Source organism: Pseudomonas sp. (genome assembly GCF_050739775.1).
Classification (GTDB): Bacteria; Pseudomonadota; Gammaproteobacteria; order Pseudomonadales; family Pseudomonadaceae; genus Aquipseudomonas.
The window spans coordinates 1-10,982 of sequence record NZ_JBOICA010000074.1 but is presented as its reverse complement, the minus strand read 5'-3'; the positions used below and the strand labels follow the sequence as shown (position 1 = coordinate 10,982).

Annotated in this window: 7 protein-coding genes and 1 pseudogene; 3 read left to right on the top strand and 5 right to left on the bottom strand. The window is 60.6% G+C overall.

Going from position 1 to position 10,982, the window contains the following annotated elements; translation table 11 throughout:
• Positions 1-232 precede the first annotated feature (232 nt).
• From ACRESH_RS23620 to xseA, 5 genes and pseudogenes are all read right to left on the bottom strand, one after another.
• Positions 233-940, bottom strand: coding sequence for a methyl-accepting chemotaxis protein (locus ACRESH_RS23620; protein WP_431744245.1), 708 nt, complete (start codon positions 938-940; stop codon positions 233-235).
• A gap of 153 nt (positions 941-1,093) precedes the next feature.
• A pseudogene (locus ACRESH_RS23615) lies at positions 1,094-2,077 on the bottom strand (nitrate- and nitrite sensing domain-containing protein); the annotation flags it as partial.
• Positions 2,078-2,469: 392 nt separating this feature from the next.
• Complete coding sequence (leuA, locus tag ACRESH_RS23610; protein WP_431744244.1) at positions 2,470-4,143, bottom strand: 2-isopropylmalate synthase; 1,674 nt, start codon at positions 4,141-4,143, stop codon at positions 2,470-2,472.
• A 312-nt stretch (positions 4,144-4,455) separates the two neighbouring features.
• Entirely contained in the window at positions 4,456-5,280 is an 825-nt protein-coding gene (locus tag ACRESH_RS23605) for a peptidoglycan DD-metalloendopeptidase family protein (RefSeq protein ID WP_431744243.1), read from the bottom strand.
• 3 nt (positions 5,281-5,283) lie between these two features.
• Entirely contained in the window at positions 5,284-6,663 is a 1,380-nt protein-coding gene (xseA, locus tag ACRESH_RS23600) for an exodeoxyribonuclease VII large subunit (RefSeq protein ID WP_431744242.1), read from the bottom strand.
• 163 nt (positions 6,664-6,826) lie between these two features.
• Between xseA and ACRESH_RS23595 the strand changes: the two genes are divergently transcribed.
• The 3 genes from ACRESH_RS23595 (at position 6,827) to guaA (ending at position 10,596) form a co-directional block, all read left to right on the top strand.
• On the top strand, positions 6,827-7,384 hold the full coding sequence (locus ACRESH_RS23595; RefSeq protein ID WP_431744241.1) for a sugar ABC transporter ATPase: 558 nt from the start codon (positions 6,827-6,829) through the stop codon (positions 7,382-7,384).
• Positions 7,385-7,469: 85 nt separating this feature from the next.
• Positions 7,470-8,939 carry an IMP dehydrogenase gene (guaB, locus tag ACRESH_RS23590; RefSeq protein WP_431744240.1) on the top strand — a complete coding sequence of 490 codons (1,470 nt, stop codon included), beginning with the start codon at positions 7,470-7,472 and terminating at the stop codon, positions 8,937-8,939.
• A gap of 79 nt (positions 8,940-9,018) precedes the next feature.
• Positions 9,019-10,596, top strand: coding sequence for a glutamine-hydrolyzing GMP synthase (gene guaA / locus ACRESH_RS23585; RefSeq protein WP_431744239.1), 1,578 nt, complete (start codon positions 9,019-9,021; stop codon positions 10,594-10,596).
• Positions 10,597-10,982 lie beyond the last annotated feature (386 nt).

The following is a 10,982-nucleotide window of genomic DNA, read 5'->3' as shown; positions in this document are numbered from 1 at the left end:
AGCTTAGGCTCCGCAGGGTGCCGGGGTGACCATCTCATTAAGTAGGCCGCCGTAAAGGCGGAAGGGGCCGGCAGCGTCGCCGCATTGAATGGATAAGCTCGCAGCCTCAACGTCCCAACCCAACCCAACCCAACCCAACCCAACCCAACCCAACCCAACCCAACCCAACCCAAGGATCCTAGCCCCCAGGATTCCGTGAAGAACCTTTTTTTTGTCTGCCGCGCCTGGAATCCTAGGCAACCTTGAACCGGCTCACCAGATCCTGCTGGTGTTCAGCCAGCCGCGCCAACTCCTGACTGGTCACAGCGGTCTGCTGGGCCCCCGCACTCACCTGTATCACCAGATCGTTGATCGCATTCACATTGCGATTGATGTCTTCGGACACAGCGCTCTGCTCCTCGGCGGCCGAGGCAATCTGGATGTTGCGGTCATTGATGCGGGCCACACCGTCTGCAATCTCTGCAAGCAGTTCACCGGCCCGTCCTATCTTGCTGGCGCCTGACTGAGCCTTGCCCAAGGTCTCGCGCATCGAGCTGCTGGCGCGATCGGAACCGCTTTGCAGGTTGCTGATCATCTGCTGGATGCTGCCGGTCGATTCCTGGGTCCGTTGCGCCAGGGTGCGCACTTCCGAGGCGACCACGGCAAACCCACGCCCATGATCACCGGCGCGCGCCGCTTCGATGGCCGCGTTCAAGGCCAGCAGATTGGTCTGTTCGGCAATTCCGCGGATCACGTCCAGCACCGAGGAGATAGCGTCGCTTTCATGCTTGAGGTCGTCGATCGTGGTTGCAGTCTGCTCGGCCTGGTCCGAAAGCTGGCGGATCAGCTCGATGGTGCTCTCGATCTCGACGCGGCCTTGCGTCGTGCTGGCGTTGATCTGTTGCGACATGCTTGCCGCATCACTGGTGCTATGAGCCACCTCGCGCACAGTGGCGCTCATTTCGTTGATGGCGGTGGCCACCAACTCGGTGCTCTGGCGTTGCTGCTCGACACTGCGGCTGGTCTGCAGGGTGACCGCAGAGGACTCTTCGGCGGCGGTGGCCACCTGTGCGGTGGCGTTGCCAATTTCCTCGACGATGTCGGTGATCTGTTTGGTCATGCGGTTGAGGTTGTCGGCGATCTGGCCAAATTCGTCCTTGCTCTGGTACGTCACCCTGGACGTCAGGTCACGCTCGGCGAGCTTGTCCAGCACGTGGTTGATGTCGCGCACCGCCACATCAATGCTGCGGATGATTGTCCAGGACAGCAACGCAACGACCAGCAGGGCGGCGACAGCGCCGCCGATGGTCAGCCACAAAGCCTTGCTTGCTTTAGCGCGCGCCTGTTCGGCCAGGTTGCCAACGGTCAGGGCCAGTGACTGCTCGACCTCACCCATCTGGTCGATACGCTGGGTAGCCGTTTCAAACCAGCTTTCAGGCTTCATGCCGAGCCCCTGGCCCAGGGGAACTTCAAACGCCAGGCGTTGCAAGCGGGCAACGTCGGCGGCAGCGGCTGACTGCATCTTCTCGTCGAACTGGCGCAGGGCAATCGCCGGTGCCTTGCGACGAAACCCGTCGGCATATGCGCTGAACTCTCCAAGGTTGCGGCTGAAGCGCGATAGCAAGGTTTCGTCGAAACGATCCTGATTGAATGCCAGGCCGAGTATTACCCGTTCGCGGCCGGCGCGTTCTTTCATTTCAATAAATTGATTAAGTGCGCTCAGGGCATGCACGACAGCGGTATTACTGACGCGGGTTTCCAGTGAATGGGTATAGCCGATCAACTGCTGGATGATCTGGGTATAGAGTGTGCCGGACGCGGTGCTGTCGATGCTCAGTTTGTCGACTTGGCTGCGGATGTCGGGCAGGCGCTCAAGGGCGGAAAGTACTTTTTCGAGATCGCGGTCGTGGGCGCTGCGCTGGTTGCGGACAGCTTCAACGGCAGCGCTGGATTCGCTGCGCATTGTGGCCAGGCGGTCGACCATGGCGGTGCCTCGGCTGCCAAGAAATACCCCGCTGGCACCGCGCTCACGTTGTAAGGTGGTAATCAGCTGGCTCAGTGACTCTGCCGTGCTGCTTGCCTGTACGGTGGCTTCCATGTCCTTGAGGGTTCGGTAATTATCGGCGATGAACAGGCCAGCCAGACTCAGAAATCCGAGCAAGGGAAATACCAGGATCAACAATAGTTTCAGACGAAGCGGTACGTTCTTGAGCATGCTGATTTCAAACCTTATATGCATTCAGTAGTTGGCGCGTGGTCGTGTCCTTTTGTTGTTTGATGGCGCGCAGCCACTATTCTACTTGAGTGAATGTAAGTTGAAATATATTTAAGTCGTTGGGTTAATTTAACTACAAGTGCACTAACATGAGTCATTAATTGCAGTATTGACCTGTATCAGTGCAGGCGTGATGCATTAATCATCTAAGTAAAGTGATTTCATAAAAAGCCCGTATCACAGGATACGGGCTTCTTCATCTTGCCAGAATTAGATCACGCCGCTTTGGCTGCCTGCTGGCTCAAGGAGCGGTTCAGCGCACTGAACAGTGCCTTGAAACTGGCGGTAGTGATGTTCTCGTCAATACCCACACCATGCACCGGACGACCACCGGCCACACGCAGTTCAATATAGGCGGCAGCCTTGGCGTTGGTACCGGCACCGATGGCGTGCTCGTTGTAGTCCATGATCTCTACGGCAACCGGCAGACCGGCAACCAGGGCTTCGAGAGCGCCATTGCCCTTGCCACGCCAGTGCAGGGTGGTTTCGCCTTCACCGGCGACTTCCACTTCCACCGCGCTGTGGCCGTTCTCTTCCTGCAGGCGGTGGCTGACCAGCGCATACGGCGCGTTGGCTTGCAAGTATTCACGGTGCAGCAGGTTGTAGATCTGCTGGGCGGTCATTTCCAGGCCCAGGCGGTCGGTTTCACCCTGTACCACCTGGCTGAACTCGATCTGCATGCGCCGCGGCAAGCTGATGCCGTATTCCTGTTCGAGCAGGTAGGTGATGCCGCCCTTGCCCGACTGGCTGTTGACGCGGATCACCGCCTCGTAGCTGCGGCCGATGTCGGCCGGGTCGATCGGCAGGTACGGCACTTCCCACTTGGCGTCGTCTTTCTGCTGAGTGAAGCCCTTGCGGATAGCGTCCTGGTGCGAGCCGGAGAATGCGGTGTGAACCAGGTCACCGACATACGGATGACGTGGGTGCACTGGAATCTGGTTGCATTCCTCGACCACCTTGCGCACGCCATCGATGTCGGAGAAGTCCAGCTGCGGATCAAGGCCCTGGGTATAGAGGTTCAGGGCCAGGGTCACCAGGTCGACGTTACCGGTACGCTCACCGTTGCCGAACAGGCAGCCTTCGACACGGTCGGCGCCGGCCATCAGGCCCAGCTCGGTGGCGGCCACACCAGTGCCACGGTCGTTGTGGGTGTGCAGGCTGATAATTACGCTGTCGCGACGGTTGACGTTACGGCCGAACCATTCGATCTGGTCGGCGTAGATGTTCGGCGTCGATACTTCGACGGTGGCCGGCAGGTTGAGGATGATCTTGTGCTCCGGAGTCGGGTTCCACACCTCGATCACCGCGTCACAGACCTCCTTGGCAAACTCCAGCTCGGTGGCGCTGAAGGTCTCGGGCGAATACTGGAAGGTCCATTGGGTTTCCGGCTGCTGGGCGGCATATTTGACGAACAATTTGGCCGCGTTCACCGCGATGTCCTTCACGCCTTGCTTGTCCTGGTTGAAGACAATGCGGCGGAACGACGGGCTGGTGGCGTTGTACAGGTGGACGATGGCCTTCTTTGCACCGCGCAGGGATTCGAAGGTGCGGGCGATCAAGTCTTCACGGGCCTGGGTCAGCACCTGGATGGTAGTGTCGTCAGGAATGTGACCGTCTTCGATCAGGGTGCGAACGAAGTCGAAATCGGTTTGCGAAGCCGAAGGGAAGGAGGCTTCGATCTCTTTCACGCCGACGCTGACCAGGGTCTTCCAGAAACGCAGCTTCTTCGCCGCATCCATGGGCTCGATCAACGACTGGTTGCCATCACGCAGGTCAGAGCTGCACCAGATTGGCGTCTGGGTGATGGTCTTCGATGGCCAGGTACGGTCAGGCAAGTTGACGGTAGGAAAGGCGCTGTATTTTTTCGAAGGGTCTTTGAGCATGGTCATGAAAGCAATCCTTGAGTGTGCGGCCTGGAAAGGTGGCCCGCCGAACGAAAACGAGATGAAGAGGCGAGGCGACGCGATTCAGCTTGGTAGTCGTGCACTGACCAGGCAGAGGCTGCGATGTTGACGAAGCAGGATGAGGGTCTGAAAGGTTTTCATGGCTTCAACCCTAACCAGTGGGGTTAAAGATGGCAAGCCTTGAGAGAAAATTGATAGAAATGCTTAAAAATAGGTATTTGTCGATATTTTATAGCGCCACGCAAATGAAAAGACCGCGCCAGTTGCGCGGTCTTTTTGATTGGCGCAAGCGAAGCGTCAGGGTTGGAACGCCCCAATGAAAATTGCCGGATCCACCCGCGCATCGTTGAGGCTGACGTTCCAGTGCATGTGCGGACCGGTGGCGCGGCCGGTTGCGCCTACCCGTCCAACCACCGTGCCGCGGCTGAGCTGTTGGCCAGGCTTAACGTCGATTTTCGACATATGACAGAACATGCTGATGAAGCCCTGGCCATGGTCGACGAAGACGGTATTGCCGTTGAAGAAGTAATTGCCTACCAGAATCACTTTGCCGTTGGCCGGGGTCTTGATCGGGGTTCCGGCAGGCACGGCGAAATCCAGGCCGGCGTGGGGATTGCGTTCTTCACCGTTAAAGAAGCGGCGCACGCCGAACTTGCTCGACAGTGGGCCATTGACCGGCTTGTCGAGGATCAGGTTGCTCGGCAGCGTCGGGCTGAAGCTGCGGTAGGCCTTGATCTGTTCGGCAAGCTCGGCATCGATGCGCTTGAGATCGGCCGGGTCGGGGTTGACCTGACGTTTGTTCTTCAAGGTGATGCGTTGCTCCGGGTACTTCTTGCTGCCCACGTTGAAAGCGAGCGTGCGCGTGCCTTGGGTGAGCTGCGCCTGGCCAGGCTTTTGCGTCAGCGGCAGGCCGACGATGGCCAGCCAGTTGTCCTGCTCCTTGACCACCAGTACCGGTTTGCCGTCAAAGCGGGCGCTGGGTGCCTGGGCCGCCGGGCCGAGATTGATGACCGCGACGCCACCGGGCACCGGTTTGTTCAGTTGACGGGTGATGTAGCTGGCCTGGGCGCTGCTGGCGAACATCAGGCACAGCAGCAACAGCGGGGCAAACAGACGGGGCATGGTTCAGTCCAGTAATGAAAGCGTGACCGGAGTCAGGTGGTTATCTTCAACGCGCACCTGCAACTCGCCTTCGCCCAGGCGTGCACTCAGGCGCTGGCCGTTGTGGGTTTGGGCGGCGCTGCGGATGGCTTGGCCACGTTCGTCGAGGAGAATGCTGTAGCCGCGTCCCAGCGTGGCCAGAGGACTGACCACGTGCAGGGTCTGCACTTGGGCTTGGAGGCGCTGGCGACGGTCTTTGAGCGTTTCGCGCATGGCCCGCGGCAAGCGTTCGGCCAGGCTGTCGAGGCGCTGCTTGAGTAGCGCCAGGGTGCGTCCTGGGTGTTGCGCTGCCAGGCGTGTGTCGAGACGGGCCAGGCGCTCGCGGCGCTGGTTTAGGCGCTGTTCGAATGCCCGACGCAGGCGCATGTCCAGGTCGTCCAGGCGCTGGGCCTGTTGGCGCAGGCGTTCGCCGGGGTGGCGCAGGCGCCGGGTCAGGCTGTCCAGGCGTAGACGGTCGTGGGTCAGGCGGCTCTGCATGCGTAATAGCAGGCGGCGCTTGAGGCTGTCGATGCGCCGCTGCAGGTCGCTAGTGTCCGGGGCCAGCAGCTCGGCGGCGGCCGAGGGCGTAGGGGCGCGCACATCAGCGACAAAGTCACTGATCGAGATGTCGGTTTCATGGCCGACGGCGCTGACGATGGGCGTTACACAGGCGGCGATAGCCCGGGCCACCGCTTCTTCGTTGAAGCACCAAAGGTCTTCCAGCGAACCGCCGCCACGGGCCAGGATCAGCGCGTCGAAGCCGCGACTATCGGCCAGTTGCAGGGCGCGCACGATCTGATTGATCGCCTCGCGGCCCTGCACGGCGGTGGGGATCAGCGTCAGCTCGACCTGCGGGGCGCGGCGGCGGAACACGCTGATGATGTCGCGGATTACCGCGCCGGTGGGCGAGCTGATAATGCCGATGCGTTGCGGGTGGGCGGGCAGGGCAATCTTGTTTTCGGCGCTGAACAGGCCTTCGGCACCCAGCTTTTCCTTGAGTGCTTCGAACGCCAGGCGCAACGCGCCATCGCCGGCGGGTTCGACGGTGTCGAGGATCAGTTGATAGTCGCCGCGGCCTTCGAACAGCGAGACCTTGCCACGCACCTTGACTGCCAGGCCATCACGCAGGGCTTGGCGAACCCGCACGGCGTTCTGCCGGAACAGCGCGCAACGCACCTGGGCACCGCTGTCCTTGAGGGTGAAATAGACATGGCCGGAGGCCGGGCGGGCGAGGTTGGAGATCTCGCCTTCGACCCAGACATTGCGGAACACGTCTTCGAGCAGCACCCGGGCGCGGCCGTTGAGCTGGCTGACGGTGAGGACTTCGCGGTCCAGGCCGAGTCTTTCGAAGGGGTCTTTGATCATGGGCTGCATCATAAAGGATTGTGGCTATGGGGTGTCAGTGGCTCGGTGGTGCCTTGATCGCTGGCAATGCCAGCTCCCACAAGATCTGGTGCATGCAAGCAGGAGCCAGCCTTGCCGGCTGAGTGAGGTAAACTGACAGCTTTGAGCATGTTTGGCTGCTGTCATGATTACCCAGAGCATCATTGTCCCGAAGATCTCCACCGTTCCTGTGCATGAACCCCGTGCTCGGGCGATCCTGCGCTGGCTGGTGCGCGAAAAGGTCATCGAGGAGCAGCTCAGCACCTGCGGGCGTAGCGGCAACCGCATGGCCTACGCCATCGCCGAAGGCGCGCGTAAAGTGGTCGAGCACCCGCACCTGTTGCCGTATGGCCAACCGGTGAACGGTCTGGAAGTCATTACCAAGCGCTGCATCTATACCCCGACCCGGGGCTTTCTTGAAGAAGCCGGTTGCGCCGAATGCCGTAAGGAAGTGGGGGTTGAGCTGTTCGCCAGCCTCGAAGAATGGATGCCTAACCAAAGCGACAATTTTACCTGCCCTCACTGCGGCCATGAAGATGACATCAACGGCTTCCTGTTCCTGCAGCCATGCGCGTTTTCCAACCTTGGATTCATTTTCAACAACTGGGCGGCGGCAGGCTTCAAAGCTTCGTTTATCGCCGACTTTGCCGACTGGCTGGACCAGCCGGTGGCCGTGGTACAGGTCGAGTTGGACGACAACTGACCGAAGGCCCATCTTTGCATTGAGTGAAGGGCTCTGGGTGAGTATAATGGCGCGCTTCCATTTTTCCCGCCCGGGAGCCCCCGCGATGCTGCGTATCAGCCAAGAAGCCCTGACCTTCGACGACATTCTCCTAGTACCTGGTTATTCCGAGGTGCTACCTAACGAAGTCAGTCTCAAGACCCGTTTGACCCGTGGCATCGAGCTGAATATTCCGTTGGTTTCCGCCGCCATGGATACCGTGACCGAAGCCCGCCTGGCCATTGCCATGGCCCAGGAAGGCGGCATCGGCATCATCCACAAGAACATGACCATCGAGCAGCAAGCTGCCGAAGTGCGCAAGGTCAAGAAGTTCGAGGCTGGCGTGGTCAAGGACCCGATCACCATCGAGGCCGATGCCACGGTGCGTGACCTGTTCGATCTGACCCGCCTGCACAACATCTCCGGTGTACCGGTGCTGCACGATGGCGACCTGGTCGGTATCGTCACCTCCCGTGACGTGCGTTTCGAGAACCGTCTGGACGCTGCCGTGCGTGATGTGATGACGCCTAAAGAGCGTCTGGTCACAGTCAACGAAGGCGCCGACAAGAACGATGCCCGCGAGCTGCTGCACAAGCACCGCATCGAGCGCGTGCTGATCGTCGACGAAAAATTCGCCCTCAAGGGCATGATGACCGTCAACGACATCGAAAAAGCCAAGGCCTACCCGCTGGCGAGCAAGGACGACCAGGGTCGCCTGCGCGTCGGCGCCGCGGTCGGCACCGGTAAAGACACCGGTGACCGCGTTGCCGCACTCGTCGCTGCCGGCGTTGACGTGGTGGTGGTCGACACCGCTCACGGTCACTCCAAAGGCGTGATCGATCGCGTTCGCTGGGTCAAAGAGAACTTCCCGCAGGTTCAGGTCATCGGCGGCAACATCGCTACCGGCGCGGCTGCCAAGGCCCTGGCCGAAGCGGGCGCTGACGCGGTCAAGGTCGGTATCGGCCCTGGCTCGATCTGCACCACCCGTATCGTCGCCGGTGTCGGTGTGCCGCAGATCAGCGCCATCGCCAATGTCGCCGCAGCCCTTGAAGGCACAGGTATCCCGCTGATCGCCGACGGTGGCATCCGCTTCTCCGGTGACCTGTCCAAGGCTATCGTCGCCGGTGCCTCGGCGGTGATGATGGGCTCGATGTTTGCCGGTACTGAAGAAGCACCGGGCGAGATCGAACTGTTCCAGGGGCGCTCTTACAAGGCCTACCGTGGCATGGGCTCGCTGGGCGCCATGTCCCAGGCTCAGGGTTCCTCGGACCGCTACTTCCAGGACTCCTCGGCTGGCGCCGAGAAGCTGGTACCGGAAGGTATCGAAGGTCGCGTGCCGTACAAGGGCACCCTGACCGCGATCATCCACCAGCTCATGGGTGGCCTGCGTTCCTCGATGGGTTACACCGGCAGTGCCGACATCGAAGAGATGCGCACCAAACCTGAGTTCGTGCGCATCACCGGTGCCGGCATGGCCGAGTCCCACGTGCATGACGTACAGATCACCAAAGAAGCGCCAAACTACCGCGTAGGTTGATGCTTCAGGCAACACTTGCAAGCGGGGCTGTTTTCGACAGCCCCGCGTCGTTTCCGATTTCCACTGACGAGATTGAGTCATGGCCCTCGACATTCACGCTCACCGCATCCTGATCCTCGACTTCGGTTCCCAGTACACCCAGCTGATCGCCCGCCGCGTGCGCGAAATCGGCGTGTACTGCGAACTGCACCCGTTCGACATGGACGACGAAGCGATTCGCGAATTCGCGCCGCGCGGCATCATCCTGGCCGGCGGCCCCGAGTCCGTGCATGAAGCTGATAGCCCGCGCGCGCCACAGGCCGTCTGGGACCTGAACGTCCCCGTATTCGGTATCTGCTACGGCATGCAGACCATGGCCGAGCAACTGGGTGGCAAGGTTGAAGGTTCCGAGCTGCGCGAGTTCGGTTATGCCCGTGTCGATGTAGTCGGCAAAAGCCGTCTGCTCGATGGCATCGAAGACCATGTCGATGCTGACGGCGTTCTGGGCCTGGACGTGTGGATGAGCCACGGTGACAAGGTCACCCGCATTCCGGAAGAATTCCACATCCTCGCCAGCACCCCGAGCTGCCCGATCGCCGGCATGGCCGACGACACCCGCGGCTATTACGGCGTGCAGTTCCACCCGGAAGTGACCCACACCAAGCAGGGCGGTCGCATCCTCTCGCGCTTCATCCTCGACATCTGCGGCTGCGAAGCCCTGTGGACGCCGTCGCACATTGCTGAAGACGCCATCGCCCAGGTCCGTGCCCAAGTGGGTAGTGACAACGTCCTGCTCGGCCTGTCTGGCGGTGTTGACTCCTCGGTGGTTGCAGCGCTGCTGCACAAGGCTATCGGCGACCAGCTGACCTGCGTCTTCGTTGACAATGGCTTGTTGCGCCTGCACGAAGGTGAGCAAGTGATGGCCATGTTCGCCGAGAACATGGGCGTCAAGGTGATTCGCGCCAACGCCGAAGAGCAGTTCCTGACCAACCTTGCCGGCGAGTCGGACCCTGAGAAGAAACGCAAGATCATTGGCCGTACCTTCATCGACGTGTTCGATGCCGAATCGACCAAGCTGCACAACATCAAGTACCTGGCCCAGGGCACTATCTACCCGGACGTGATCGAGTCGGCTGGCGCCAAAAGTGGCAAGGCTCACGTGATCAAGTCGCACCACAACGTCGGTGGCCTGCCGGAAGAGATGAACCTCAAGCTGGTCGAGCCGCTGCGCGAGCTGTTCAAGGACGAGGTCCGTCGCCTCGGTCTGGAGCTGGGCCTGCCGTACGACATGGTTTACCGTCACCCGTTCCCGGGCCCGGGCCTGGGTGTGCGCATCCTCGGCGAAGTGAAGAAAGAGTACGCCGACCTGCTGCGTCGTGCCGATCATATCTTCATCGAAGAACTGCGCAAGGCCGACTGGTATCACAAGGTCAGCCAGGCTTTCGTGGTGTTCCAGCCGGTGAAATCGGTGGGTGTGGTCGGTGACGGCCGTCGTTATGCCTGGGTCGTGGCCCTGCGTGCGGTAGAAACCATCGACTTCATGACCGCACGTTGGGCGCACCTGCCTTACGAGCTGCTGGAGACTGTCAGCGGCCGGATCATCAACGAGATCGAAGGTATCTCGCGCGTCACTTACGACGTGTCGAGCAAGCCGCCGGCAACGATTGAGTGGGAATGATTGGATGTCCGGCGCAGGCCGGCACCAAATAGCGAAAAACACTCTGAAGCCCGCGTAATTGCGGGCTTTTTTGTGGTTCTTCACGGAGTCCCGGGGAGTATGATCCTTGGGTTGTTGGGGCTGTGAGCTTATCCATTCAATGCGGCGACGCTGCTGGCCCCTTCCGCCTTTACGGCGGGTCCCTTTTGTCTTGGCAAAAGGAACCAAAACCGCTTGCTCCTGCATGCGGCCCTACGCTGCGCTTCGGGTCCCCTCGCTTCGGTGTCTTCCAGGGGCATCGCGGCCTACGACTTGCTGCGCCAAGTCTACGGCTCGCGACTTCGGCTTGTGCCGAAGGGTGCTGCGCACCAGCCCCCTCCAGACACCTACGCTCGGCCTCCTGAAGT

Bases quoted from the DNA above. Each gene is read 5' to 3' on its own strand.
- leuA (WP_431744244.1), bottom strand. From the start codon at position 4,143: ATGACCATGCTCAAAGACCCTTCGAAAAAATACAGCGCCTTTCCTACC.
- xseA (WP_431744242.1), bottom strand. From the start codon at position 6,663: ATGATCAAAGACCCCTTCGAAAGACTCGGCCTGGACCGCGAAGTCCTC.
- guaB (WP_431744240.1), top strand. From the start codon at position 7,470: ATGCTGCGTATCAGCCAAGAAGCCCTGACCTTCGACGACATTCTCCTA.
- ACRESH_RS23605 (WP_431744243.1), bottom strand. From the start codon at position 5,280: ATGCCCCGTCTGTTTGCCCCGCTGTTGCTGCTGTGCCTGATGTTCGCC.
- ACRESH_RS23595 (WP_431744241.1), top strand. From the start codon at position 6,827: ATGATTACCCAGAGCATCATTGTCCCGAAGATCTCCACCGTTCCTGTG.
- guaA (WP_431744239.1), top strand. From the start codon at position 9,019: ATGGCCCTCGACATTCACGCTCACCGCATCCTGATCCTCGACTTCGGT.
- ACRESH_RS23620 (WP_431744245.1), bottom strand. From the start codon at position 940: ATGAGCGCCACTGTGCGCGAGGTGGCTCATAGCACCAGTGATGCGGCA.